30 protein-coding genes are annotated in these 24,734 nt (G+C 70.5%); 14 read left to right on the forward strand and 16 right to left on the reverse strand.

What is annotated here, in order from left to right:
* Nucleotides 1–350: 350 nt before the first annotated feature.
* Both ABZE72_RS02010 and ABZE72_RS02015 read right to left on the reverse strand, forming a co-directional pair.
* The gene (locus tag ABZE72_RS02010) at nucleotides 351–1,268 is read right to left on the reverse strand and encodes an LCP family protein (RefSeq protein WP_372727343.1); all 918 of its coding nucleotides are present in this window, start codon (nucleotides 1,266–1,268) and stop codon (nucleotides 351–353) included.
* Nucleotides 1,265–1,819 (reverse strand): hypothetical protein, encoded by a 555-nt coding sequence (locus ABZE72_RS02015; protein WP_372727344.1) that lies wholly within the window; start codon nucleotides 1,817–1,819, stop codon nucleotides 1,265–1,267. Before ABZE72_RS02015 ends, ABZE72_RS02010 begins: the two co-directional genes overlap by 4 nt.
* Nucleotides 1,820–1,996: 177 nt before the next feature.
* On the opposite strand from ABZE72_RS02015, the gene ABZE72_RS02020 reads away from it, so the two are divergent.
* Genes ABZE72_RS02020 through ABZE72_RS02030 form a run of 3 tightly spaced genes read left to right on the forward strand, consistent with a single transcriptional unit; the run spans nucleotide 1,997 to nucleotide 6,634 of the window.
* On the forward strand, nucleotides 1,997–5,755 hold the full coding sequence (locus ABZE72_RS02020; RefSeq protein ID WP_372727345.1) for a multifunctional oxoglutarate decarboxylase/oxoglutarate dehydrogenase thiamine pyrophosphate-binding subunit/dihydrolipoyllysine-residue succinyltransferase subunit: 3,759 nt from the start codon (nucleotides 1,997–1,999) through the stop codon (nucleotides 5,753–5,755).
* Nucleotides 5,756–5,764: 9 nt separating this feature from the next.
* Nucleotides 5,765–5,941, forward strand: a complete 177-nt coding sequence (locus ABZE72_RS02025; RefSeq protein ID WP_372727346.1) for a DUF6104 family protein — start codon at nucleotides 5,765–5,767, stop codon at nucleotides 5,939–5,941.
* Nucleotides 5,942–5,983: 42 nt separating this feature from the next.
* On the forward strand, nucleotides 5,984–6,634 hold the full coding sequence (locus tag ABZE72_RS02030; protein ID WP_372727347.1) for an acetoacetate decarboxylase family protein: 651 nt from the start codon (nucleotides 5,984–5,986) through the stop codon (nucleotides 6,632–6,634).
* A 3-nt stretch (nucleotides 6,635–6,637) separates the two neighbouring features.
* Here the strand turns inward: ABZE72_RS02030 and ABZE72_RS02035 are convergent, their stop codons facing one another.
* The 4 genes from ABZE72_RS02035 to ABZE72_RS02050 form a co-directional block, all read right to left on the reverse strand.
* Nucleotides 6,638–6,895 carry a hypothetical protein gene (locus ABZE72_RS02035; protein ID WP_372727348.1) on the reverse strand — a complete coding sequence of 86 codons (258 nt, stop codon included), beginning with the start codon at nucleotides 6,893–6,895 and terminating at the stop codon, nucleotides 6,638–6,640.
* Between the two features lie 103 nt (nucleotides 6,896–6,998).
* Nucleotides 6,999–7,202 (reverse strand): hypothetical protein, encoded by a 204-nt coding sequence (locus tag ABZE72_RS02040; RefSeq protein WP_372727349.1) that lies wholly within the window; start codon nucleotides 7,200–7,202, stop codon nucleotides 6,999–7,001.
* A gap of 24 nt (nucleotides 7,203–7,226) precedes the next feature.
* A complete protein-coding gene (locus ABZE72_RS02045; protein WP_372727350.1) occupies nucleotides 7,227–8,339 on the reverse strand; it encodes a fatty acid desaturase in 1,113 nt (370 codons plus the stop codon).
* A gap of 20 nt (nucleotides 8,340–8,359) precedes the next feature.
* A complete protein-coding gene (locus ABZE72_RS02050) occupies nucleotides 8,360–9,481 on the reverse strand; it encodes a ferredoxin reductase (RefSeq protein ID WP_372727351.1) in 1,122 nt (373 codons plus the stop codon).
* Between the two features lie 145 nt (nucleotides 9,482–9,626).
* Between ABZE72_RS02050 and ABZE72_RS02055 the strand changes: the two genes are divergently transcribed.
* Entirely contained in the window at nucleotides 9,627–10,265 is a 639-nt protein-coding gene (locus ABZE72_RS02055; RefSeq protein WP_372727352.1) for a TetR family transcriptional regulator, read from the forward strand.
* Nucleotides 10,266–10,275: 10 nt separating this feature from the next.
* On the opposite strand, the gene ABZE72_RS02060 is transcribed toward ABZE72_RS02055, so the two are convergent.
* The 4 genes from ABZE72_RS02060 to ABZE72_RS02075 form a co-directional block, all read right to left on the reverse strand.
* Entirely contained in the window at nucleotides 10,276–10,971 is a 696-nt protein-coding gene (locus ABZE72_RS02060; RefSeq protein WP_372727353.1) for an SDR family oxidoreductase, read from the reverse strand.
* On the reverse strand, nucleotides 10,968–11,945 hold the full coding sequence (locus tag ABZE72_RS02065) for a zinc-binding dehydrogenase (protein WP_372727354.1): 978 nt from the start codon (nucleotides 11,943–11,945) through the stop codon (nucleotides 10,968–10,970). The genes ABZE72_RS02060 and ABZE72_RS02065 overlap by 4 nt, the downstream gene beginning before the upstream one ends.
* A gap of 35 nt (nucleotides 11,946–11,980) precedes the next feature.
* Entirely contained in the window at nucleotides 11,981–13,159 is a 1,179-nt protein-coding gene (locus ABZE72_RS02070) for an NADP-dependent malic enzyme (RefSeq protein WP_372727355.1), read from the reverse strand.
* A gap of 113 nt (nucleotides 13,160–13,272) precedes the next feature.
* The gene (locus tag ABZE72_RS02075; protein WP_372727356.1) at nucleotides 13,273–13,671 is read right to left on the reverse strand and encodes a S24/S26 family peptidase; all 399 of its coding nucleotides are present in this window, start codon (nucleotides 13,669–13,671) and stop codon (nucleotides 13,273–13,275) included.
* Between the two features lie 49 nt (nucleotides 13,672–13,720).
* On the opposite strand from ABZE72_RS02075, the gene sodN reads away from it, so the two are divergent.
* The 3 genes from sodN (at nucleotide 13,721) to ABZE72_RS02090 (ending at nucleotide 15,449) form a co-directional block, all read left to right on the forward strand.
* Nucleotides 13,721–14,122: a superoxide dismutase, Ni gene (sodN, locus tag ABZE72_RS02080; RefSeq protein WP_372727357.1), complete on the forward strand. Its 402-nt coding sequence runs from the start codon at nucleotides 13,721–13,723 to the stop codon at nucleotides 14,120–14,122.
* Nucleotides 14,123–14,212: 90 nt separating this feature from the next.
* Complete coding sequence (locus tag ABZE72_RS02085; protein ID WP_372727358.1) at nucleotides 14,213–14,632, forward strand: anti-sigma factor; 420 nt, start codon at nucleotides 14,213–14,215, stop codon at nucleotides 14,630–14,632.
* Between the two features lies 1 nt (nucleotide 14,633).
* Nucleotides 14,634–15,449, forward strand: a complete 816-nt coding sequence (locus tag ABZE72_RS02090; RefSeq protein WP_372727359.1) for an RNA polymerase sigma factor SigF — start codon at nucleotides 14,634–14,636, stop codon at nucleotides 15,447–15,449.
* A gap of 19 nt (nucleotides 15,450–15,468) precedes the next feature.
* On the opposite strand, the gene ABZE72_RS02095 is transcribed toward ABZE72_RS02090, so the two are convergent.
* Entirely contained in the window at nucleotides 15,469–15,891 is a 423-nt protein-coding gene (locus tag ABZE72_RS02095; protein WP_372727360.1) for a hypothetical protein, read from the reverse strand.
* A gap of 186 nt (nucleotides 15,892–16,077) precedes the next feature.
* Here ABZE72_RS02095 and ABZE72_RS02100 point away from each other — a divergent pair, with 186 nt between their 5' ends.
* On the forward strand, nucleotides 16,078–16,329 hold the full coding sequence (locus tag ABZE72_RS02100; RefSeq protein ID WP_011755173.1) for a WhiB family transcriptional regulator: 252 nt from the start codon (nucleotides 16,078–16,080) through the stop codon (nucleotides 16,327–16,329).
* 36 nt (nucleotides 16,330–16,365) lie between these two features.
* On the opposite strand, the gene ABZE72_RS02105 is transcribed toward ABZE72_RS02100, so the two are convergent.
* Entirely contained in the window at nucleotides 16,366–17,856 is a 1,491-nt protein-coding gene (locus ABZE72_RS02105; protein WP_372727361.1) for a histidine kinase N-terminal domain-containing protein, read from the reverse strand.
* Nucleotides 17,857–17,931: 75 nt separating this feature from the next.
* On the opposite strand from ABZE72_RS02105, the gene ABZE72_RS02110 reads away from it, so the two are divergent.
* The 5 genes from ABZE72_RS02110 to ABZE72_RS02130 all read left to right on the forward strand — a co-directional run bounded on the left by ABZE72_RS02110 (nucleotide 17,932) and on the right by ABZE72_RS02130 (nucleotide 21,633).
* Nucleotides 17,932–18,777 (forward strand): DUF2785 domain-containing protein, encoded by an 846-nt coding sequence (locus ABZE72_RS02110; protein ID WP_372727362.1) that lies wholly within the window; start codon nucleotides 17,932–17,934, stop codon nucleotides 18,775–18,777.
* Between the two features lie 37 nt (nucleotides 18,778–18,814).
* The gene (locus ABZE72_RS02115; RefSeq protein WP_372727363.1) at nucleotides 18,815–20,521 is read left to right on the forward strand and encodes an acetolactate synthase; all 1,707 of its coding nucleotides are present in this window, start codon (nucleotides 18,815–18,817) and stop codon (nucleotides 20,519–20,521) included.
* 6 nt (nucleotides 20,522–20,527) lie between these two features.
* Nucleotides 20,528–21,022, forward strand: coding sequence for a GNAT family N-acetyltransferase (locus ABZE72_RS02120; RefSeq protein ID WP_372727364.1), 495 nt, complete (start codon nucleotides 20,528–20,530; stop codon nucleotides 21,020–21,022).
* Nucleotides 21,019–21,405, forward strand: coding sequence for a thioesterase family protein (locus ABZE72_RS02125; RefSeq protein ID WP_372727365.1), 387 nt, complete (start codon nucleotides 21,019–21,021; stop codon nucleotides 21,403–21,405). The genes ABZE72_RS02120 and ABZE72_RS02125 overlap by 4 nt, the downstream gene beginning before the upstream one ends.
* Nucleotides 21,406–21,558: 153 nt before the next feature.
* Nucleotides 21,559–21,633 (forward strand): 50S ribosomal protein bL37, encoded by a 75-nt coding sequence (locus ABZE72_RS02130; RefSeq protein WP_372727394.1) that lies wholly within the window; start codon nucleotides 21,559–21,561, stop codon nucleotides 21,631–21,633.
* Between the two features lie 94 nt (nucleotides 21,634–21,727).
* Here the strand turns inward: ABZE72_RS02130 and rsrA are convergent, their stop codons facing one another.
* From rsrA to ABZE72_RS02150, 4 genes are all read right to left on the reverse strand, one after another.
* Nucleotides 21,728–22,015, reverse strand: coding sequence for a mycothiol system anti-sigma-R factor (gene rsrA, locus ABZE72_RS02135; protein ID WP_372727366.1), 288 nt, complete (start codon nucleotides 22,013–22,015; stop codon nucleotides 21,728–21,730).
* Nucleotides 22,012–22,665: a sigma-70 family RNA polymerase sigma factor gene (locus ABZE72_RS02140; protein ID WP_372727367.1), complete on the reverse strand. Its 654-nt coding sequence runs from the start codon at nucleotides 22,663–22,665 to the stop codon at nucleotides 22,012–22,014. Before ABZE72_RS02140 ends, rsrA begins: the two co-directional genes overlap by 4 nt.
* A gap of 75 nt (nucleotides 22,666–22,740) precedes the next feature.
* Nucleotides 22,741–23,391, reverse strand: a complete 651-nt coding sequence (locus ABZE72_RS02145; protein ID WP_372727368.1) for an alpha/beta family hydrolase — start codon at nucleotides 23,389–23,391, stop codon at nucleotides 22,741–22,743.
* Complete coding sequence (locus ABZE72_RS02150) at nucleotides 23,388–24,137, reverse strand: SOS response-associated peptidase (RefSeq protein ID WP_372727369.1); 750 nt, start codon at nucleotides 24,135–24,137, stop codon at nucleotides 23,388–23,390. Before ABZE72_RS02150 ends, ABZE72_RS02145 begins: the two co-directional genes overlap by 4 nt.
* A gap of 54 nt (nucleotides 24,138–24,191) precedes the next feature.
* On the opposite strand from ABZE72_RS02150, the gene ABZE72_RS02155 reads away from it, so the two are divergent.
* Complete coding sequence (locus ABZE72_RS02155) at nucleotides 24,192–24,722, forward strand: DoxX family protein (protein ID WP_372727370.1); 531 nt, start codon at nucleotides 24,192–24,194, stop codon at nucleotides 24,720–24,722.
* Nucleotides 24,723–24,734: the final 12 nt, after the last annotated feature.

Consider the following 24,734-nt stretch of genomic DNA (forward strand, 5'->3'; position numbering starts at 1 on the left):
CTGCCACTTGTGGTTGCCGCACGACCGCTGACCTGCCGGTTGTGGTTGCCGCACGACCGCTGACCTGCCGGTTGTGGTTGCCGGACGACCGCTGACCTGCCGGTTGTGGTTGCCGCACGAGCAACCACAAGTGGCAGGTCAGCGAGGTTCTGGGAACCAGAAGTGGCGGGTCAACGACCTCTGGTCGCCAGGTCGGGGGCGCGTGCTGCCTGGTCGGCGGACCACTTCGTCGTACGACGTGCCGAGCCGTCACTTGTGGTGGCGAACCTGGGCCCACCTGCCAGTTGTGGTTGCCGTGAAGCAACCACAACTGGCAGGTCAGCGGCTTGGGGGCAACCAGAAGTGGCAGGTCAGCAGCTGGAGATCGTGGCGTCCTTGCGAGCGTCGTTGCCGAGCCGGCGGGCCATCTCGACATACGGCAGGACCACGCTGGCGCCACCGACGTTGCCGATGCTGCCCTGGATCACGCACGAGGTGACCTTGGCCGGATCCACCTGGGCCATGGCCTGGGCGAGGCGGAACAACTCCGCCGGCGGCAGGTCGGTGCGGAGGTTCTCCATCACCGAGACCACGCCACGCTCAATGAAGCCGGGCTCGTCCGCCCGCTCACGCACCTTGCGCTGGATGCCACGCAGCACCCGGGCCTGGTTGGCCGACCGGTCGAAGTCACCCGAGGCCAGGCCGTACCGAACCCGCGCGAACGCCATCGCGCTGTAACCGTTGAGGTGGATCCGCCCCGCCCCGAAGCCGCGCGGCTTGAGGTAGCGGTCGCTGAAGAACCGAGGGTTGTCAACGTCGATGCCGCCGATGCCCTCGACGAGCGCCTGGAAGAACTTGAACCGGGTCACGAAGACGTAGTCCGGCTGGATGCCGACCAGGTTGCCGACCGCCCCGCCGAGAGCCTGCGGCCCACCGAAGTAGAGCGCCGAGTTGATCTTGTTGTTGCCGTGGCCGGGAATGCTGACCCACGAGTCGCGCGGGATGCCGATCGAGGTCGCCGCGCCGGTGCGGGTGTTCATCCCGACCAGCTGCAGGGCGTCGCCGCGGGCACGGGTCATCTCCTCGCCCTGCCGGGCATCGGAGCCGACGGCGAGGATCCACACCACCTCGGGGTGTACGTCGACCCCGGAGGCGCGCTGCACCTTGACCAGCTCGAGCTCGGTGGGCTTCACGGCCGAGGTCGGGACCACGACGGCAGCCACGGCCAGGACACAGCCCAGCGTGATGCCCTTCAGCGTGCGGGGGAAGCGGGTGCGCAGCGTCCTCATCGGGCTGCTCCCTTCGTGATGTCGTAGCCGAAGATGCGCCAGCCGTCGGGGCGGGAGAGAAAGAGCCGCCCGCGGACCTCGAACTTCTTGGCGACCTCACCGTCGGTCCGGAACTCCAGGATCACCCGGGCGGTCGAGCCGACGGCTCGGCCGTCGACCACGAGTGCGTCCACCCGCACCCGTCGACGGGTGGCCTGGACGACGTCGACACGCCGGCCGATGTCGTGATTGCTCATCAGGTCCTTGTCGCGTCGGGCGTCGGCGCGCGCTCCCCGGGTGAAGCCGGGGAACGCGTCCGCGAAGTCCTTGCGGGGGTAGTCACCCTCGAGGTACGCCGCGTCGAGCCAGCCGTCGACCTTCGTGCCGACGGCCCGCTTGAGCTTCCGCTTCTCGGCGGTGCTGAGCTTGCCGGTGGTCTTCCCCAGCGTGATCCGGGTGGTCACCGGCGGTGGTCCGGACTCCGCGGACGGGCTCGTCGAGGGCGTCGCCGACTTCTCCGCATCGCCGCTGCAGGCGCTGCCGGCGAGGACGAGGGCGAGCAGGATCGCCACCGTTCGGGGGGTGGATCGGGGGGGTCTGAAGCTCAAGAGGAATCTCCCTGTCGTGTGGCTCGCGTAACACCCTGCCTCAAACGCCCCCCTTCCCTCGGCATTTGGTGGTGTGGGGGTCTAGCCTTGACCACTGAACTCACCACCCCCGCGCGCTCACCGGAAGAGGCGAAGCAAGTCGTGCCGCAGTCCCCAGGCAGTCAGTCTCCAGACCAGCCCTCCGCCGACTTCGGCGCCAACGAGTGGCTCGTGGAGGAGATGTACGACCAGTACAAGTCCGACCCCTCGAGTGTCGACCCGACATGGGTGACGTACTTCAAGGCCAACAAGCCCGGGTCGGGCACCAGCAACGGCTCGACCGGCGAGGCCAAGCCGGCCGCGAAGGCCGCTGAGAAGGCTCCGGCGAAGACGGCCGACACGGCACCTTCGAAGCCGGCCGCGAAGGCCGCGCCGAAGTCCGAGCCCGCGAAGTCCGAGTCGACGCCGGCCGCGGTGGCCAAGCCGCGCCCGGACGCCAAGGCGGCAGAGCCGGCGAAGGGCACGACCAACCCGGTGCCCAAGGAGTCCAAGCCCACCGCTCCTGCTGCCGCGGACGACGAGCCGACGTACACCGTGCTGCGCGGCGCCCCGGCCCGCACCGCCAAGAACATGGACGAGTCGCTCAGCGTCCCGACCGCCACCTCGGTGCGTTCGGTGCCGGTGAAGCTGCTCTGGGACAACCGCACGGTCATCAACAACCACCTCGCCCGCGCACGCGGCGGCAAGGTCTCCTTCACCCACCTCATCGGCTACGCGCTGGTGCAGGCGGTGAAGTCGATCCCCGCGATGAACGTGGGCTACGAGGTCGTCGACGGCAAGCCGAACCAGATCACCCCGGCCCACATCAACCTGGGTCTGGCCATCGACGTCCCCAAGCCGGACGGCTCGCGCCAGCTGCTGGTGCCGAGCATCAAGGCCGCCGAGACGATGGACTTCGCGGGCTTCTGGACCTCCTACGAGGAGGTCGTGCGCAAGGCCCGTGACAACAAGCTCACGGTCGCCGACTTCCAGGGCACCAGCATCTCGCTGACCAACCCCGGCGGCATCGGCACCGTCCACTCGGTGCCGCGGCTGATGAGCGGTCAGGGCGCCATCATCGGCGTGGGCGCGATGGAGTACCCGGCCGAGTACCAGGGCGCCTCCGAGGAGACCCTGACCCGCAACGCGGTCAGCAAGGTCATGACGCTGACCTCGACGTACGACCACCGGGTCATCCAGGGCGCACTCTCGGGCGAGTTCCTGCGCCGGGTGCACCAGCTGCTCCTCGGCGAGGACGGCTTCTACGACGAGATCTTCCGCTCGCTGCGGATCCCCTACGAGCCGATCCGCTGGTCCAAGGACATCGCGACGTCGCACGACGACGAGATCAGCAAGCAGGCCCGGATCCTCGAGCTGATCCACGCCTACCGGGTGCGCGGTCACATGATGGCCGACACCGACCCGCTGGAGTACCGCCAGCGCAGCCACCCCGACCTCGAGATCGAGACCCACGCGCTCACGCTGTGGGACCTCGACCGCGAGTTCGCGACCGGCTCGTTCGGTGGCGAGGGTCGTCGCTTCATGAAGTTGCGCCAGATCCTCGGCATCCTGCGTGACTCCTACTGCCGCACCACCGGCATCGAGTACATGCACATCATGGATCCCGAGCAGCGCCGCTGGATCCAGGAGCGCGTCGAGCAGCCGCACACCAAGCCGCCCCGCGAGGAGCAGTTGCGCATCCTGCTGAAGCTCAACCAGGCCGAGGCGTTCGAGACCTTCCTGCAGACCAAGTTCGTCGGCCAGAAGCGGTTCAGTCTCGAGGGTGGCGAGACCACGGTCCCCGTCCTCGACGAGATCTGCGAGGCGGCCGCCGAGGCCAACCTCGACGAGGTCACGATCGGTATGGCGCACCGCGGCCGGCTGAACGTGCTGGCCAACATCGTCGGCAAGAAGTATTCGCAGATCTTCCGCGAGTTCGAGGGCAACATCGACCCGCGCACCGTCCAGGGCTCCGGGGACGTGAAGTACCACCTCGGCGCCGAGGGCGAGTTCGAGGCCGGCTCCGGGGACAAGATCAAGGTCTCCGTCGCCGCCAACCCCTCGCACCTCGAGGCCGTGGACCCGGTGCTCGAGGGCATCGCGCGCGCCAAGCAGGACGTGCTGGACCGGGGCTCGGAGTACCCGGTCCTCCCACTGCTGGTGCACGGTGACGCCGCGTTCGCGGGCCAGGGTGTCGTCGCCGAGACCCTGAACCTCTCGCAGCTGCGCGGGTACCGCACCGGCGGCACGATCCACCTGGTCGTGAACAACCAGGTCGGCTTCACCACCTCCCCCGGCTCGTCGCGCTCCTCGCTGTACTGCACGGACGTGGCCCGGATGGTCCAGGCGCCGATCTTCCACGTGAACGGCGACGACCCCGAGGCCTGCATCCGGGTGGCCCGACTGGCCTTCGAGTACCGCCAGGCGTTCAAGAAGGACGTCGTCATCGACCTCGTCTGCTACCGCCGTCGCGGCCACAACGAGGGCGACGACCCGTCCTACACCCAGCCGTTGATGTACGACCTGATCGAGCAGAAGCGCTCGGTGCGCAAGCTCTACACCGAGTCCCTGATCGGTCGTGGCGACATCACGATCGAGGAGGCCGAGCAGGTCCTGCGTGACTACCAGCAGCAGCTGGAGCGCGTCTTCACCGAGGTCCGCGAGGCCAGCACGCAGCCCTCGGAGTGGACCACCGTCCCGGACTACCCGGACAAGCCCGTGGGCGAGACCCGGACGGCCGTGTCGAAGGAGGTCCTCAAGCGGATCTCCGACGCCTACGTCACCCCGCCCGAGGGCTTCACGGTCCACCCCAAGGTGATGCCGCAGCTGCAGCGCCGGGCCGCCGCCATCACCGCGGGCCCGATCGACTGGGGCACCGGCGAGATCCTCGCCTTCGGTTCGCTGCTGATGGAGGGCCGCCCGGTCCGCCTGGCCGGCCAGGACTCGCGTCGTGGCACGTTCGTCTCGCGGTTCGCCACGATCATCGACCGGGTGAACGCGGACGAGTGGACCCCGCTGACCTCGCTCACCGAGGACCAGGCGAAGTTCCACGTCTACGACTCGCTGCTCTCCGAGTACGCCGCTCTCGGCTTCGAGTACGGCTACTCGGTGGCCCGCCCCGAGGCGCTCGTCCTCTGGGAGGCCCAGTTCGGCGACTTCGTGAACGGCGCCCAGACGGTCATCGACGAGTTCATCTCCTCCGGCGAGACCAAGTGGCGTCAGCAGTCGGGCGTCGTCCTGCTGCTGCCGCACGGCTACGAGGGCCAGGGCCCGGACCACTCCTCGGCCCGGATCGAGCGGTTCATGACGATGTGCGCGGACGACGCGTTCGTGGTCGCCCAGCCGTCGACGCCGGCGTCGTACTTCCACCTGCTGCGTCAGCACTCGCTGGCCGAGCAGCACCGCCCGCTGATCGTCTTCACCCCGAAGTCGATGCTCAAGCGCAAGGAGGCCGCCTCGCAGCCGGCCGACTTCACCGACGGCACCTTCCGCCCCTTCATCGGGGACGCGGAGGCCGACCAGAGCAAGGTGGACACGCTGCTCATCTGCTCGGGTCGGATCACCTGGGACCTGATGGTCGAGCGGGCCGCGCGGGAGAACTCGGAGCGGTTCGCGATCGCGCGGATCGAGCAGCTCTACCCGCGTCCGATCGACGACATCAAGGCCGAGATCGCGAAGTACCCGCACCTCAGGACGGTGCGCTTCGTGCAGGACGAGCCGGAGAACATGGGCCCGTGGCCGCACTACCAGCTCAACGTGTGGCCGCACGTGGACGCCACCGTCGAGGGCATCACGCGCGAGGCCTCCTCGTCGCCGTCCGTGGGCACCGTCAAGCGTCACCAGGCCGAGCAGCGCGACCTGCTCGACCGGGCGTTCGCCTGAGGGGACGCGATGTACTTCACCGATCGCGGGATCGAGGAGCTCGAGCGGCGCCGGGGTGACGAGGAGGTCACCCTGGCGTGGGTGGGCGAGCGGTTGCAGGAGTTCACCGACACCCACCCGGAGTTCGAGACGGCGGTCGAGCGGTTCGCCACCTGGCTGGCCCGACTCGACGATCCCGAGGACTGAGAAGCGCTCGACGCACGTGCCCGCAGCCGCAAGGCTGCGGGCATGTCGCATTTCCAGGACCCCGAGCCGGCCGACCCTCGTTCGTCCGGGGAGCCGCCGGTCTACCCCGACGCACCGTGGGCGATGGTCGGCCAGCTCTGGCTCTCCCTGTTCCGGGTGCGTGGTGCCGCGGACCGCGAGGACGGCCTGTACGGCGCCGCGTTCGTCAACTACGAGCCCGGGAGCCCACTGACCTACTCCGAACTGCTGGTGGCCCGTCCCGTGCGCTCCCAGGAGTACGGACGCCGGGTCAACATCACCGACATCTGGGTGGACTCCGCGGCCTCCATGCTCGGCGGTCGCGAGCTGTGGGCGATCCCCAAGGACCTGTGCGACTTCGCGCTGGACACCAGCCACACCGGCCCACTGTCCAGGACCGAGTGGTCGGCATCGCTGGAGCGACGTCCGATCGCCCGCGCCACCTTCTCCGACGTCTCGCGGGCGGCACTTCGCCTGCCGTTCCGGGGCGGCACCTGGCAGCCCTCGCTTACGCCGGGGGGTGAGGACCGCACCGCCTCGATCACGGGATCCACCAAGACGCTGCCGTGTCGCGGGTCGTGGGAGTTCGACGCAGCCGGACCGCTCGCCTGGCTTCGCGGCCAGCGGCAGGTGGCGTCGTTCCGGATGGCCGACTTCCGGATGTCGTTCGGCTGAGGCTCAGCCCGCGCGTCGCTGGGCGGCAGCCCGGACGATCGTGCCGGGGTAGTTGCAGCTGCACAGGTGGACGAGTCGGCCCACCTGGTCCACCGGTACGCCGTCAGCGCGGGTCAGGTCGACAGTGAGCTGGCACGCGGTACGCCGGAACGCGCGGTCGAGCTCCTCCGGAACGTGAGCCCAGGCATCCTGGTCGAAGGTGCCACGCAGTTCGAGCGTGCTCGTGCCGGGGTCGTAGTAGGAGGCGAACTGCTCGTGCATGGTCCCTCGCTTCGGTCGACACCTGGACGGTTGGCCCTGAGAGACCTCCGAATACCCGGGTGTCCGTGACCCGAAGCACTGGTCTGGACCAGTGCGGACTCCGCTACTCCTCCTGGTCGCCCGCGGCCTTCCGCGCGGCGTCGCGGATCTCGAACACCTCGGTGGCCAGACCGCCGACGGCACCGGCGATCTGCTTGACCGCCGAGGTCACGATCGTGGTCACCTCTCCGACGGTGGTGGCGGCCGCCTCGACAGCGCCCTGCAGCGCGTCCTTGCGGATCTCGGCTCGGCTCAGGTGGTCCTTCATGACAGTGATTGTCGCCCCTTCGACTCAGGCCGCCAACACGGTCTCGGAGACGGACCCTCGCGATGACGTACGACGCCAGCGGTCCGGCAGGGCGAGTCGGCAGATCTTCCGGGCCACGCTGCCGAGCTGGCGGCCCAACGGGCCGGAGTTGTAGGCGAGGCCGTAGCGCTCGCAGATCTCCTGGACCTCCGCGGCGATCTGCGGGTAGCGGCGCGCCGGCAGGTCGGGGAAGAGGTGGTGCTCGATCTGGTGCGAGAGGTTGCCGGTCATCACGTGGAAGAGCCGCCCGCCGGTGATGTTGGCCGAGCCGAGGAGCTGTCGGCGGTACCAGTGGCCGCGCGACTCGTTCTCGCACTCCGCCTCGCTGAAGGTCGCCACCCCGGCCGGGAAGTGCCCACAGAAGATGATGTTGAACGCCCAGACGTTGCGGACCAGGTTCGCTGTCGCGTTGCCGACCAGGGTGAGCGGGAACAGCGGGCCGGTGAGCGCCGGGAAGAGCAGGTAGTCCTTGAGGGTCTGGTTGCGGACCTTGCGCAGCATGCCGCGGTGCAGGTGCGTGGTCTCCGCCCAGGTCCGCTCGCCGGCCACGATCCGCTCGATCTCGAGGTCGTGGAGCAGCACGCCCCACTCGAAACCGAGCATCAGCAGCGTGGCGTAGACCGGGTTGCCCAAGTAGTACGGACGCCACGGCTGGTCCTCGTCCATCCGCAGGATCCCGTAGCCGATGTCGCGGTCCTTGCCGAGGATGTTCGTGAAGGTGTGGTGCAGGTAGTTGTGCGAGTACTTCCACTGCGAGCTGGGGCAGACGTTGTCCCACTCGTACATCCGCGAGTTCAGGCCGGGGTCCCCCATCCAGTCGTACTGGCCGTGCATCACGTTGTGGCCGATCTCCATGTTGTCGAGGATCTTGGAGACGCTCAGGGCCGCCACAGCCAGCGGCCAGGCCGGGGGCAGGTAGAACAGCGCGCGGCCGGCGATCTCGAAGCCGCGCTGGGCCTTCACGACGCTGCGGATGTAGGCGGCGTCCTCGTCCCCGAGCTGGGCGATCACGCGCTGGCGGATGGCGTCCATCTCGTTGCCGAAGGCCTCGAGCTGTTCGGAACCGAGGTGCGTGGCGGTCTGGTCGTGTGTGGTCATGGGGTTCCTCTCGTCGGTGGTCACAGGTCGACCGCGCAGCTGCCGAGCGGGGCGGAGACGCAGAGGCGGATCTCCTCGTCCGGCAGCGAGGACTCCTCGCCGGTCAGGACGTTGCGCACGGTGCCGTGGGTCTTGGTCGAGGTGCAGGAGAAGCAGATGCCCATTCGGCACCCGTGGGCCGGGGTGAGGCCGGCTGCCTCGGCCTGCTCGAGCAGGGAGGCTCCGGTGTTGGGCCGGGTCAGCCCGGAGCGGGAGAAGGCGACGTTGCCCTCGGCACTCGTCGACCGCGCGACGGGAGCCTGGAAGAGCTCCAGTCGCAGGCGCGGACTGCCGTCGTACGCCGCCCGGACCCCGTCGACGAGCCCGGCAGGACCGCAGACCCAGGTGTCGACACCGGCGAACCCGGGCTGCAGCCTCGCCAGCGCCTCGGCGGAGAACCGAGTCCCTCCAGCACCGGTGTGCACGAGGTGCACCTCCACGTCGTTGTCGGCCGCGGCGATCCGCTCCAGCTCCGCGGCGAAGATCTGGTCCTCGGGCCGCCGGGCGTAGTGCAGGAACGTGACCGGACGGTTCGCCCGACCGTCGTACCCGTCGCGGAGCAGGGTGCGCAGCATCGACATCACCGGGGTGATCCCCGAGCCCCCGCTGATCATCAGCAGCGGCTCGTTGCTCGGGGTCGCCGGGCTCCCGGCGAGGGTGAACTCCCCCTGCGCCTGGGCGAGGTGCAGCACCTGGCCGGGGCGCGCCTCGAGCGCCAGGAAGCGGGAGACGCTGCGCCGGGTCCGGGCGTCGTCGTGGGCCCGCACCGTGATCGTGAACGGCTCCCCCGGCGCGGAGGCGGCCGAGGAGATCGAGAAGCAGCGCGTGGTGCGCCGGGCGCCGTCGATCTCCACGCCCACCTGGACGTACTGCCCGGCCCGGTGGCCACGCCAGGTCGACGTCGGCTGCAGGGACAGCGTGGCAACCGGGTGAGTGCCGTCGGTCTCGCGGTGGACGGTGACCAGACGGGCGCGCACCTCGTGGGCGGCCCACATCGGGTTCACCTGCTCGAGGTAGCGGTCGACACCGTGCGGCGAGGTCAGGGCGGCCAGTGCGCGCGAGCGCAGGATCCGATGCCCGATGGAGGTGGGGGCGATCGTCATGGCTGCCTCCCTTCAGTTTCGGTGAACACGCGTTCACTGAAACTATGCAGGCATACCCCGGGTACGGTCAAGGGAGCCCCACGTGACCCCGCCCACGCAGACGCACGGAGTGGACGCATGTTCACCCGTCGCTACGATGACGGTCATGCCCGACCCCAGCACCGCACCCCCGGAGAGCCGCGGGGAGCGCAAGGAGCGCACCCGGCGCGCGATCCTCGACGCCGCACTCGCGCTCTGCGAGGAGAGCAGCATGGCGGCGCTGTCCCTGCGTCAGGTCGCCAAGGAGGTCGGCATCGTGCCGACCGCGTTCTACCGTCACTTCGAGTCGCTGGAGTCCCTCGGTCTGGCCCTCGTGGACGAGTCGTTCGTGTCACTGCGAGCGATGCTGCGCGACGTACGACGCAGCGACCCCAGCCACGAGGACATCATCGACGGCTCGATCCAGACCCTGGTCGACCACGTGCACGCCCAGCGATCGCACTTCGCCTTCATCGCCCGCGAGCGCGCAGCCGGTCCCCCACTGGTCCGTCGGGCGATCCGGCACGAGATCGAGCTCTGCGAGCGGGAGCTCGCCACCGACCTGGCCCGCCTGCCCGGCAACGAGTCGTGGTCCAGCGAGGACCTGCAGGTGCTCGCCAACCTGATGGTGATGGCGATGGTGGCCACGGCCGAGGCGATCCTCGCCGCCTCGCCGCGCCCCGAGATCGAGCAGCAGATCATCGAGACCGCTCGGACCCAGCTGAGGATGGTGCTGGTGGGCGCCGTGAACTGGCGCTCGAGCTAGCGGGACCCGGTCAGCCCCGAGGGCCGGGCCGGACGGTCACGTCGGGGATCGTCGCGTCCCGCGGCAGGTCCAGCACGTGCAAAACGGTCGAGGCGACCGACTCCGGAGTGATCCACTGCGAGGGGTCGTACTCCTTCCCCTCCTGCGCGTGCACCTTCTCCTGCATCGGGGTCGCGGTCCGACCGGGGTAGACGGTGGTGACCCGCACCCCCGCGTCGCCCTCCTCACCGCGCAGGGCATCGGCCAGCGCGCGCAGCCCGAACTTGGACGCGGCGTAGCCCGACCATGTGGGGTGCGCGGTCAGACCGGCGCCCGAGTTCACGAAGACCACCAGACCGCGGGCGGCGCGCAGGGCCGGCAGCAGCGTCCGGGTGAGCAGCGCCGGCGAGGTCAGGTTCACGTCGAGCTGGCGCTGCCAGTCGGTCAGGTCGAGCTCCGCCACGGGGGCGAGATCGACGACCCCGGCGACGTGCAGCAGGCTGTCCAGCCGCTGCGGCAGGGCGGCGCCGGCCAGCGCGCGTTCGACGCCGACGGGGTCGGCCAGGTTCGCCACCAGCGTCGTGGCGCCGGCGTACTGCGCCCGCAGCTCCTCGGCGCGAGCCGCACTCCGCGCGAGCAGCACCACGGCGTCGCCGCGCCCGAGCAGCTCGCGGGCCAGCACGGCCCCCATCCCGGAGCCGGCGCCGGTCACCAGGTGCGTCCTCATCGGGTGAAGACCACCTTGCCGAAGACGTCCCCGGCCGCCATCGCGGCGAAGCCCTCGCGGGCGTCCGTCATCGGGATCGCCCGATCGATCAGCGGCCGGGTGCCGGTGGCGTCGAGCATCGTGACGAGCGAGGCGAGCTCGCCGCGGGTGCCCATCGTCGAGCCGATCACCCGCAGCTGGAGGAAGAAGATCCGGGTCAGCTCGGCATCGTCGAGCTTCGGCCCCGAGGTGGTGCCCGAGATGACGATGGCACCACCGGGGCGCAGCGAACGGATCGAGTGCGACCAGGTGGCGCGGCCGACGGTCTCCATCACCGCGTCGACCTTGACCGGCAGCCGGGCGCCGGACTCGTAGACCTCGTGGGCGCCGATCTCCAGCGCCCGGGCGCGCTTGGCCTCGTCCCGGCTGGTGGCGAGGACCCGCAGGCCCCCGGCCCGCGCCAGCACGATCAGGGCCGTGGCCACACCGCCACCGGCCCCCTGCACCAGCACCGTGTCGCCGGCCTTGAGGTCCCCCTGCGTGAACAGCATCCGGTAGGCGGTCAGCCAGGCGGTCGGCAGGCAGGCGGCCTCCTCGAACGACATCGAGGCGGGTTTGGGCACCACGTTGCGACGCGGTACGACGACCCGGTCGGCGAAGGTGCCCTGGTGCTTCTCCGAGAGCAGCGACCGGCGAGGGTCGAACGTCTCGTCACCGGTCCAGTCGGGGTCCGAGACGACGGCGTGCACCACGACCTCGTTGCCGTCCTCGTCGAGACCCGCGGCGTCGCACCCGAGGATCATCGGCAGGGACTCCTCGCGGAGCCCGACACCGCGCAGCGACCACAGGTCGTGGTGGTTCAGCGAAGCGGCCTTGACGGTGACCGTGGTCCACCCGTCGGGGGCGACCGGATCGGGGCGCTCCCCGATCACGAGTCCCGAGAACGGGTCGTCGGCGTCAGCAGGGGCGAAGGAGTCGGCATAGACGGCAAACATGCCCAGAACCTATCCGCCCGGACCAGCAGCGCGAGCTAGCGTCTCGCCACGCCGTCGCGACGGGCCGCCTCGGCCACGGCGGCGCTGACCGCCGGCCCCACCCGCGGATCGAACGGCGACGGGATCACCATGTCCTCGGCGAGGTCGTCGCCGACCAGGTCGGCCAGGGCGTTGGCGGCCGCCAGCTTCATGCCCTCGGTGATCGCGGTCGCGTGCACGTCGAAGGCGCCGCGGAAGATGCCGGGGAACGCGAGCACGTTGTTGATCTGGTTCGGGAAGTCCGAGCGGCCGGTGGCCACCACGCGGGCGTGCCGGTGCGCCACGTCCGGGTGCACCTCGGGGGTCGGGTTCGCCAGACCGAAGATGATCGCGTCCGGGGCCATCGTGGCGACGTACTCCTCGGGCACGGTTCCGCCGGAGACCCCGATGTAGACGTCGGCGCCGTCCAGCACGTCGGCCAGGGAGCCCGAACGGCCGTAGTGGTCGGCGGTGTCCTCCGCGAGGGAGCGCTTCACCGGGGTCAGGTCACCGCGCTCGGAGTTGAGCACACCTTTGCGGTCGACCACGGCGAGGTCCTTGATCCCGGCCTCGAGCAGGATCCGGGCAACGGCCACGCCGGCGGCTCCGGCGCCGGAGATGACGACCCGGGTCGACTCCGGGTTGCGACCGGTGAGCCGCAGGGCGTTCTGCAGGGCGGCCAGCGCCACCACGGCGGTGCCGTGCTGGTCGTCGTGGAAGACCGGAATGTCGAGGAGCTCCTTGAGCCGCGCCTCGATCTCGAAGCAGCGCGGGGCCGAGATGTCCTCGAGGTTGATCCCGCCGAAGCTCGGCGCGAGCCGGACCACGGTCTCGATGATCTCCTCCACGTCGGTGGTGGCCAGGCAGATCGGGATGGCGTCGACGTTGCCGAACTGCTTGAACAGCACGGCCTTGCCCTCCATCACCGGCATCGCGGCCGCGGGGCCGATGTCACCGAGCCCGAGCACCGCCGTGCCGTCGCTGACCACGGCCACGGTGTTGGGCACCCACGTGTAGTGCTGGGTCATCGCGGGGTCGGCGGCGATCGCCTCGCAGACGAGGGCAACGCCGGGCGTGTAGGCCAAGGAGAGGTCGTCGCGACCCGACAGCGAGACGGTGGACCGGATCTCCATCTTGCCGCCGACGTGCAGATCGAAGACGGGGTCCCCGGCGTGCGGGTGATCTGGTGCAACCATGACCTTGTGTGAACTTTCCGGTCTCGGGGCTGTGGACGAGCGTGCATCGAGGTCCAGCTCGACGCGAGAAAGGGTGGTTCGCGGAACTCGTGGACCAGGGGATTGCCCTGGGCTCAGTCTGTCACAGCGGGCCGAACCCTCCGGCGCAGAGGTCCACCGAGCAGGCGAGGCCAGGGCCACACCCGCCCCAGCACCACACCGTGCACCCGCTCGTCGGGCACCGGGCCACGATGGCGCGAGTCCACTCCTCGGCTCGGCTCGTCGCTGACCAGCCACCAGCCGGGCGCTCCCGAGGCCGTCGTACGCCGCTCGACGGCCCGCTTCACCGCGACCGTCCCGTCGGCGAAGGTCGCGACCACGACGCGTCCCGGGGCCACCGGACGACGGTGGGAGAGCAGCAGTCGGTCACCGGGTCGCAGCAGCGGAAGCATCGACTCCCCACGCACCACGGCGACGCGCCAGCGGGGTACCCCGTCACGCGAAAAAGGAACGCCTCGAAGTTGCAGCGGCACGCGGAGTAGTCTCGCAGGCGACAACGACCCCCAACACGTGAGGACTCGCATGTTTGCGCGACTGTTCGCTCCCACCATCGCCGTCTCCGCCCACTGCGATCTGCCGTGTGGCGTCTACGACCCCGCCCAGGCCCGGATCGAGGCCGAGTCGATCAAGGGGATCATCGCCAAGGTCGCCGACAACGACGACCCGGACTTCCGTACCCGCGCGATCGTGATCAAGGAGCAGCGCTCCGAGCTCGTCAAGCACCACCTGTGGGTGCTGTGGACCGACTACTTCAAGCCCCCGCACTTCGAGAAGTACCCGCAGCTGCACCAGCTGTTCAACGAGGCGACCAAGCTGGCCGGCGCCTCGGGCACCAAGGGCGAGCTCGACGCCGATGTGGTGGACAACCTGCTGGCGAAGATCGACGAGATCGCCGAGATCTTCTGGGAGACCAAGAAGGCCTGACGGCGTTCGTGTGGTGGTCGGGCCCGATTCTGGGTACGGGACCGGCCACCACGCTCCACCCCCACTAGCTCTGACAAAGGAATTCGCCTCATGTCCATCACCGGGCCCGCGCCCACCCAGCAGGACCGTGCCGATGTCGAACTGCGCCTTCCCGTCGACAGCGCCTACGTCTCGGTGCTGCGTACGACGACCGCCGGTCTGGCGGCGAGGCTGGACTTCCCGATCGACGACATCGAGGACCTGCGGATCGCGGTCGGCGAGGCGAGCGCCATGGTGATCCCGGAGGCGGACGAGGCCGGCGACCTGGTGTGCCGCTACTACATGCGGCCGGGCGAGCTGACGGTGCGCGTCAGTGTCACCTCCTCGCGAGCCACCGCGCAGCCGGACGTCGACAGCTTCGGGTGGCAGGTGCTCACCACGCTCGCCTCCAGCGCCCGCGCCGACTCCCGGGACGGCTACTTCACGATCGAGTTGACGTTGGTCCCCGGTCAGCCGGGAACCGGCCTCTGACATGGCGTCCGCCACGATCGACGACGACGAACCCGCCGACAGCCTCACCCGGGTCGAGATCACCCGGCTCCGCAGCGCTGAGTTCTTCACGGTCCTGCACCGCACCGACTCCAGCGAGGCGGAGCGCGCCACCGCTCGGGAGAGCCTCGTCCACCTGCACCTGCCGCTGGTCGAGCACTGCGCGCGCCGCTTCCGCAACCGGGGCGAGCCCTTCGAGGATCTCGTGCAGGTCGGCACCATCGGGCTGATCAAGGCCGTCGACCGCTTCGACACCGACCGCGGCGTCGAGTTCTCGACCTACGCGACGCCGACGATCATCGGCGAGATCAAGCGCTACTTCCGCGACAAGGGCTGGGCGATCCGGGTGCCCCGCCGGCTGCAGGAGTTGCGGATGCAGATCGGCGCGGTCAGCGCCGAGCTCACCCAGAGCCTCGGCCGCTCCCCCACGCCGAGCGAGCTCGCCGAACGCCTCTCCTGCACGGTCGAGGAGATCGTCGAGGGCATCGAGTCCGGCAACGCCTACTCCACCCTGAGCCTCGACGCCGGCAGCGAGAACGACGAGGGCTCGACGACGATGCTCGACGCCATCGGCATCGAGGACGTCAACCTCGAGCACGTCGAGATCCGCGAGTCGATCAAACCCCTGCTCGACAGGCTCGAACCCCGGGAGAAGAAGATCCTGCTGCTGAGGTTCTTCAAGAACATGACGCAGTCGCAGATCGCCGAGGAGATCGGCGTCTCGCAGATGCACGTCTCACGGCTGCTGAACCGCACCCTCGAGGGGCTGCGGGCCTCGATGGAGGAGTCCCAGCGCTGAGGGCGGCCCGGGGGACCGGTCAGGCGTCGCCGGGGTCCAGGGCGTCGGCATCGTCGAGGCGCGGGTCGTCGCTGAGCGCCAGGACGCTCGCGGGGTGCAGGATGCCGGCCACCACGACGACCGCGACCAGGGCGAGGGTGATGCCGATCAGCGTCGTCTCGCCGCCCCGGAAGCTCCAGGCGAGCCCCAGCTGGATCAGCTGGGCGAGGATCACCGGGCTCCGACCCCAGGAGTGACGGCGCTGGAGACCGGCGGCACAGACCAGCAGCCCGAGCCCGTAGGCGGCGAAGAAGGCGGTGGTGGTCAGCCCCATCGCGAGGCGCTCGGAGGAGAGGTTGACGACCTCCAGCACGGCCAGGAGCAGGATGACCAGACCCTCCACCGCGGCCAGCGAAGCGGCCACGACCAGGGGCGCTGGAGTCGTTCGGGAGCGAGGAGTCACGATGAAACCCTAGGATGGTGTGACGCTCCTGACGAAAACGACCTGCCCGCAGGGGTTGTTTAACGCTCCAAACGTTGTCACGCTTGGCGTTGCGCTTCGTGAGCACGTTCTTCTGCTCATGCGCGCCCGCAGGACTTGCCGCCCTTGGCCTGCACCCACGTTGAAGGAAAGAGGGATCCCCCAGCCATGGATTGGCGCCACCGTTCCGCATGCCTCGACGAGGACCCGGAACTGTTCTTCCCGATCGGCAACACCGGTCCGGCCATTCTCCAGATAGAAGAGGCCAAGCAGGTGTGCCGACGCTGCGAGGTGCGCGAACAGTGCCTCGCTTGGGCGCTCGAGGCTGGTCAGGACCACGGAGTCTGGGGCGGTCTCAGCGAGGACGAGCGACGCGCACTCAAGCGCCGCAACGCCCGCGCCCGGGTCCGCACCGCCTGACCCCCACCCACCGCGCCGCTCCCGGGCGGCCCCTTCTCAGTCGATCGGTACGTCGATCGACGCCCGCGTCCCTCGTCCGCTCGGCGGTCGGCTCAGTTCGAGCTGGCCGCCGAGTTCGGACTCCACGAGCGTGCGCACGATCGAGAGCCCCAGGTTCATCGACCTGTCGAGGTCGAAACCCTCGGGCAGTCCTCGTCCCCCGTCGTCGATCGTGACGTGCAGTCGCCCCACCAGGCGTCGTACCGTCACCAGGATCTCGGCACCCTCCTCGGGCACCTGACCGCCTGACTCGCCGACGCCGTACCCGTGCTCGACGGCGTTCTGCAGCACCTCGGTCAGCACCATGGCCAGGGCTGTCGCCTGCTCCGAGGCCAGCACCCCGAAGCGACCGTCCCGGGTGACGTGGACCGGGATCTCCACCGAGCTCACGTCGGTGACCATCCTGCTCAGCCGGTCGGCGATCTCGTCGAAGTCGACGTGCTCCTCCACGGCGTGACTGAGCGTCTCGTGCACGATCGCGATCGAGCCGACCCGGCGCACCGCCTCTTCCAGGGCCGAGCGCGCCGACTCGTTGTCCATCCGTCGCGCCTGCAGCCGCAGCAGGGCCGCCACGGTCTGCAGGTTGTTCTTCACCCGGTGATGGATCTCCCGGATCGTGGCGTCCTTGGTGACCAGCTCGCGATCCCGGCGGCGCAGGTCGGTCACGTCGCGGACCAGGATCAGCGCGCCGATCCGGGTGCCCTCGGGCAGCAACGGAATCGAGCGGACGATCAACGACACCTCGTCGGTCCCGATCTCGGTGTCGCGGTGGGCCCGCCCGCCGAGCACCGCACTCAGGGTCTCCTCGTCCGGGCGTCGCCGCGGCGGCACCAGGTCGCGGGTCAACCCGGTGAGCAGGAGCCCGGCCAGGTCGCCGGAGAGACCGAGGCGTCGGTAGACCGAGAGCGCGTTCGGACTGGCATAGACCACCCGTCCCTCCACGTCGACCCGCAGGAAGCCGTCCCCCACCCGGGGCGAGTCGGCGTGGTCGCTGCGCTGGCCGGAGTTCGGGAAGTGACCGTGGGCGATCATCTGGGTCAGGTCCGCCGCGGTCTGCAGGTAGGAGAGCTCCAGCCTGCTCGGGGTCCGCACGCCCAGCAGGTTGGTGTTGCGCGCCACCACCGCGATCACCCGGCCCGCCCGACGTACCGGGATGGACTCCACCCGGACCGGGACGTCGTCGCGCCACTCGGGATCGCCCTCGCGCACCAGCCGGCCCTGGGTCCAGGCCTCGTCGAGCAGCGGCTTGCGACCGAGCGGCACGAAGGTGCCCACGACGTCGTCGACCAGGGCGGTCGGCCCGGTGGTGGGCCGCATCTGGGCGCCCGCCCAGAAGCCCTTCCCGTCCCGGTCCGGCAGCCACAGCACCAAATCGGCGAAGGAGAGGTCCGCGATGATCTGCCAGTCGGCCTGCAGGAGCTGCACCCAGGCCACGTCGGCGGCGTCGAGGTCCGTGTGGTGGCGGACGAGCTCGCTGAGGGACGGCACGCGATCAGCCTAGTCAGGCCGCGTGCGGGGAAACCCGGCACGCACGGAACCGGACGGGTTTGGCAGGATGGACCCATGGCGGCGTCGTACTGGAAGCAGGTGCAGGAGCACGGTCTCGCCGTGCCCGAGGACCGCCCGCTCGACGACCTGACCGCAGAGCTGACCCGGATGCTCGGCTCGCCGGATCCCGACGACCGCGACGGCATCGCCTACCCGCTGTTGTCCACCTGGGTCGCCCGCGGCGTGTACGACGACCTGCTGATCGGCCTGGGCGACGGCATGGCTGCCGGGCTGCGGGTCGGGATCGGCGAACGCGACACCGACACGGTCTTCCGGCGCAGCTTCTCCGCGCTCGTGCTGGCCGAGTGCATCGCCCGCGACAACCAGTGCGCCCTGGTCCCCGGCGACAAGATCCTGCAGTGGGGCGACCGGCTGGCCACCTGGCTGCTCGCCGAGCGTGACCTGCGCGGGTTCGTGCCGGGCAAGGGCTGGGCGCACGCGATCGCGCACGGTGCCGACGCGATCTCGATGCTGGCCGAGTCGCCCTACGTCGCCGGACCCGAGTTGACCACGGTCCTGCTCGACGTCATCGCCGACCGCCTGCTGCTGCCCGTCGACGAGCTACTGGTCGCCGGCGAGACCGACCGACTCGCCCTGGCGACGATGAACATCCTGCGACGCGACCTGGTGCCGCTCACGGTGCTCGAGCCGTGGATCGCGCGGCTCACCGCCCACGCCGGCGCCGCGACGTACGACGACCGCACGCCCAACCTGGCCGGGCAGAACACCGAGACCTTCCTGCGCGCCCTCTACCTCCAGCTCTCGCTGGCGGGTCGGCCCCCGGCCGTCCGCGCCGACCTGCTGCTGGTGCTCGTCGACGCCCTTCGGACCGTGAACCCGCACTACCTGCGTCTGGAGTGACGCCCGCACTCACCTGCCGGGTGAGTACCCTGCGCACATGAGTGCAGCCGAGAGTTCCAGCGTCCCCGAGCCGGACACCGCCACCACCGATGCCGCCGAGGTCAGCGGGCACGCCGGGCAGCTCGCCGTGGCCGCCGCCCGAGCGCACGGAGTGGAGACCCTCTTCACGCTCTCCGGCGCCCACGTCTTCCCGATGTACGACGGCGCGGTCACCGCCGATCCGCCGATGCGCCTGCTCGACGTGCGGCACGAACAGACCGCTGCCTTCGCCGCCGAGGCGACCGGCAAGCTGACCCGGGTGCCCGGCCTGGCCGTGCTGACCGCAGGACCGGGGGTCACCAACGGGGTGAGCGCGATCGCCCAGGCCCAGTTCGCCGGCTCGCCGATGGTCGTGGTCGGCGGCCGGGCGCCCGCGAACCGCTGGGGCAGCGGCAGCCTCCAGGAGCTCGACCAGCCGCCGATCCTGGAATCCGTCTCCAAGATGGCGCGCACTCTGCACACCGCCGGCGACGTCCTCGGCGGCATGCACGACGCCTTCACCGCGGCGCGCTCCAGCCACCGCGGCCCGGTCTTCGTCGACGTCCCGATGGACGAGTTCTTCAACTCCTCCTCCGGCCCCGCCCCCGCGGTGGGCGCCACCCGCGGCGCCGAGCCGGACTCGGACAGGATCGACGAGATCGCCGGGCTGCTCGGCCGGGCCCGCCGTCCGGTGCTGATCCTCGGCACCGATGTCTGGGCCGACCACGCCGACGAGGCCGCCCTGCGCTTCGTCGAGGCCGCCGGCGTCCCGACCATCACCAACGGCATGGGCCGGGGCGTGGTCCCCGGCGGCCACCGCCTGCTGGCCACCAAGGCCCGTGGGCAGGCCCTCAACGGCGCCGACCTCGTCGTCGTGGTCGGCACCCCGCTCGACTTCCGCCTCGGCTACGGCGTCTTCGGCGGCAAGGACGGCGCCGAGCCGGCGCAGGTCGTGCATGTCGCCGACTCCCCCGGCCAGCTCTCCACCCACGCCACCCTGGCCTCGGCCGTCTCCGGCGACCTGACCTCGGTCTTCGAGGGCCTGCAGCAGGCGTTTGACCGCCAGCCGCAGCGACCGGACTGGGACACCTGGGTGGCCGAGCTCGCCGACACCGTCCGGGTCGCCACCCAGCGGGACCTGGGCCTGCTGAGCGCGGAGGCCGACCCGATCCACCCGGCCCGGATCTACGGCGAGCTGGTCCCCCGGCTGGCCGACGACGCCGTCGTGATCGGCGACGGTGGCGACTTCGTCAGTTTCGCCGGCAAGTTCGTGGAACCGAAGCGACCTGGCGGGTGGCTCGACCCCGGCCCGTACGGCTGCCTGGGCGCCGGCCTCGGCGGCGCCATCGCGGCCCGGATCGCCCGGCCCTCGGCGCAGGTCGTGCTCCTGCTCGGCGACGGTGCCGCCGGCTTCTCGCTGATGGACGTCGACACCCTGGTGCGCCACAACCTGCCGGTGGTGATGGTGATGGGCAACAACTCCGCCTGGGGCCTGGAGAAGGGCCCGATGCAGATGCTCTACGGCTACGACGTGGTCGCCGACCTCGCCCCGAGGACCCGGTACGACGACGTGGTCCGTGCGCTCGGCGGCGCCGGCGAGACGGTGACGGACCCGAAGCAGATCGGTGCCGCGCTCGACCGGGCGTTCGCGGCCAACGTGCCCTACCTGGTCAACGTGATCACCGACGTCGAGGCGGCCTACCCGCGCAACACCTTCGGCATCTGAGCCCGCGTGCTGCTGCGACGAGCGAGCGCCGACGACCTGGCCGTGGCCGGCGCGATCACCGAGGCGGCGTACGAGCCGTACCTGAACGGACCCGAGGACGACTACCGGGAGCGTCTGCGCGACGCGGCCGCCCGGGCCCGGGAGGCCGAACTCTGGGTGGCCACCGACGAGGAGACCGGCGACCTGCTCGGCAACGTCACGGTCTGCCCGCCGGGCTCCCCGTGGCGGGAACTGGCCGGCCCCGGGGAGGGCGAGTTCCGGATGCTGGCGGTCTCCCCCACCGCCCAGGGTCGTGGCGTGGGTGAGGCGCTCGTCCGGCTCAGCGTCGACCGCGCCCGGGAGCAGGGCGCCCGGACGGTGGTGCTGTCCAGCCTGGAGCAGATGGCCGCCGCGCACCGGCTCTACCGCAGGCTCGGCTTCGACCGGATCCCCGAGCGCGACTGGGAGCCCGTCCCCGGCGTCCGCCTGATCGCCTTCCGCACCACCCTGGAGGACCGATGACCGACCCCACCCAGTCCTTGGCCGCGACCCTGACCTTCACGGTCACCGAGGACGACACCGCCGCCGCGCTCGGCTCGGGCAGCCTGCCGGTGCTGGCGACGCCACGGCTGCTGGCCTGGTGCGAGGCCGCCACCTGCGCCGCCATCGAACCCGCGCTGAGCGAGGGGTCAACGAGCGTGGGCACGCGGGTCTCCCTGGAGCACCTGGCGGCCAGCGGGATCGGCCAGCAGGTCGAGGTCACCGCCTCGGCGACGTACGTCGACGGTCGGCTGCACCGGTTCACCGTGGGAGCCCGGCATCTGAGCGGCAACGGCAAGGTCGTCGGGACCGGAGAGGTGACCCGGGTGATCGTGGACGGGGAGCGTTTCCTCGCCCGGCTCTGAACGCCGTGCCGCCGGCGGGCCGATTTCCTGGGACTGAGTGTCCCGGGCCGATTTCCCGGGGCCGATTTCCTCTGGGGCGCGGCATTTGAGAGGATGGGCCGATGTCCCCTCGTGGGGCGAGAACACTTTCAGCGGTTCCACCAGGAGGACACCATGGGCAAGACCGGACGCAAGCGCCGCGCGCGCAAGAAGAACAAGGCGAACCACGGCAAGCGCCCCAACGCCTGATTCGAACCTCGCAGCAACGCACGAGCCCCCAGCCGATCGGCTGGGGGCTCGTGTCGTCTCCGGGCGAACGCGTGGGTCCGCTTGCCGGCAGTCGTCAGTCGGTCTCGCTGATCCGGGCCTGGACCGCGCGCAGGCGCAGCACCACCCGCTCGCGCAGGTCGTTGGGCGCCGTCTCCGAGCAGGAGCGGGCGACCACGGACTTCACCGTGCTCTGCAGCTGGTACTTCTCCAGGCAGGGGTTGCAGGAGTCCAGGTGTTCGCGCACCACCGAGCAGTCGGCCTCGTCGAGCTCGTTGTCGATGAAGTAGACGATCCGCTCGAGGTAGTCGGCGCAGTCGCTGTCCGAGGGCTCGTCGTGCGAGTGATCGTGGCTCTGGGTCATTTCTTCCCTCCGTCGCGGCTGACCGGGAGCAGGTCGTTGGTGCGGACGTAGTCGGAGAGCATGTCGCGCAGCTGGCGACGTCCGCGGTGCAGACGCGACATGACGGTGCCGATGGGGGTGTCCATGATCTCGGCGATCTCCTTGTAGGCGAAGCCCTCGACGTCGGCGAGGTAGACGGCGAGCCGGAACTCCTCCGGCAGCCGCTGCAGGGCGTCCTTCACCTGGGAGTCGGGGAGGTGCTCCAGCGCCTCCATCTCGGCGGACTTCAGTCCCGTCGAGGTGTGCGACTCCGCGCGCGCCAACTGCCAGTCCTCGACGTCCTCGGACATCGACTGCTGCGGCTGACGCTGCTTCTTGCGGTAGGTGTTGATGAAGGTGTTGGTCAGGATCCGGTACAGCCACGCCTTGAGGTTCGTGCCGGGCCGGAACTGGTGGAAGGCCGAGTAGGCCTTCGCGAACGTCTCCTGGACCAGGTCCTCGGCGTCCGAGGGGTTGCGGGTCATCCGCATCGCGGCGGAGTACAACTGGTCGAGGAACGGCAGGGCATCGCGCTCGAACCGGGCGTTGCGCTCGTCGGCGGTCTCGGTGGCCACGTCGACGACAGGGTCGGCGTCGAACGGGTCGAGGGGGGCATCGGATACGTCAGTCATCGTCGACCAGCGTAGCCGGGCGGGCGGGGGTTCGAGTACTGCGAGCACACGGGGAGAACCAGCCGTCCCCGCAGATCATTCCCGACTGTCCCCGGACCCCACGACCTCCCGCACGATCCACTCCAGCGTCGCCTCCACCACGATCCCCATCGCCTCCTCGGCGGAGACCGTTGCCCGCGCGGGTACGGCGAACCCGTGGTCGCCGCCCGGCACCACGGCCAGGTCCAGGTCGTCGGGGAACTCCTCGGGTCGCCCCATCGGGTCGCGCTCCCCCTGCACCACCAGCGTGGGCACCCCGGCCCCGGTCAGCTCGGCGAGCCGGGACTTCTCGGGCCGGCCGGGCGGGTGCAACGGGAAGGCCAGCGCCAGGCAGCCGACCGCCCCCAGCCGGCGGGCGCAGCGGGCTGCGGAGCGCGCACCGGCGGAGCGGCCGCCGAGAACGAGCGGGGTACGTACCCGGAGCTGGTCGGCGGCGGCCACCAGCGCCTCGTCGAGGGTGGCCGGCGGCGTGGCGATCTTCCGACCGGCCACCCGCCAGGGCTGCTCGAGGCGGACCACGGTGATCCCGTGCCGGGGCAGCGACTGCGCCAGCGCGACGAGGTCGCGGCTCTCGATGCCGTTGCCGGCGCCGTGCCCCAGCAGCAGGGTGGCGATCGGGCGCCGGGCGCGGTCGGTGACCAGACGGGCCTCTCCGCGAGGGGTGTCCACCCGTCGTTCGGTGCTCACGGCTCCGCCAGGGGCAGCGGCTCGACCAGCTCGGGCCCGTTGTTGCGCACGTTGCCGACCGCGGTCGAGACGGGGTACGCCTCGAGCCGCCCCGGGGCGGCCGGCTCGAGCAGGTCGAGCAACGAGGCCTGGTCGGCCGGCGTGGGGTCCAGCCACTGCGCCCAACGCTCGCGTTCGACCATCAGCGGCATCCGGTCGTGGATGTGGCCCAGCGAGTCCTCGGCGTCGGTGGTGATCACCGTGCAGGTCCACCGGAACCGTTCCGGGTCGTCGTCGGCCTTGGTGGGGTCGCGCCAGATCTCGTAGAGGCCCGCCATCGCCAGGGTCCCGTGGTCCTTGGGCCGGATGAAGAAGGGCTGCTTGCGCGGCTTGCCGGACGCGGTGAGCTCCTCGGTGGGGTACCACTCGAAGTAGCCGTCGGCCGGCAGCAGGCAGCGGCGCGTCGCGAAGGCCCGGCGGTAGGCCGGCTTCTCGGCCACCGTCTCCATCCGGGCGTTGATCATCCGGTTGCCGATCGAGGGATCCTTCGCCCACGACGGCACCAGCCCCCAGGTCAGCACCCGGAGCTGACGCTGCGCCGGCTCCTCGGACTCGCGCGACGGCGGGCGCACGACGACGGCGTAGACCTCCTTGGTGGGGGCGACGTTCCAGTCGGCCGGCAGGGGCGTGGGCACGCGGTTCTCGACGATCTCGAACTCCTCGACGAGATCCTCCGGACGTCGGCTCGACGCGTAGCGACCACACACGCGACAAACCCTACGGCCGCGTGTGCCCCGGGACCGATCGGGTATGAAGGACTCATGACCGTCAGCAGACTGATCGCCCGTCCCATGCTCGCGTCCATCTTCGTCGTCGGGGGTGTCAGCGCCCTCAGGAACGCCAAGGACCTCGCCGACAGGTCCACTCCCCTGACCGACCGTCTCGTGCCGCTGGTCAAGAAGGCGGCCCCTTCGGCGCCGGTGCCCGAGGACCCGACCACGCTGGTCCGGATCAACGCCGGACTGCAGCTCGTCGCCGCCGCAGGTCTCGCGACCGGGAAGGCGCCGCGCACCTCGGCGGCCGTGCTGGCCGCCTCGCTGGTGCCCACCACGATGGCCGGTCACCGGTTCTGGGAGCAGTCCGAGGAGAGCGCCCGTACCCAGCAGAAGCTGCACTTCTTCAAGAACGTCTCGGTGCTCGGCGGACTGCTGATCGCCGCGGGCGACACCGACGGCAAGCCCGGCGTCGCCTGGCGCGCGCGGCACGCCGCGAAGGACGCCCGACGCCAGGGCCGCCACCTCGCCGCCTCGGCGCGACGGGAGGCCAAGCTGGCCAAGGCGCAGGTCGGCTGAGCCGCCGATAGT

This window comes from Nocardioides sp. (assembly GCF_041600255.1).
GTDB lineage: Bacteria > Actinomycetota > Actinomycetes > Propionibacteriales > Nocardioidaceae > Nocardioides.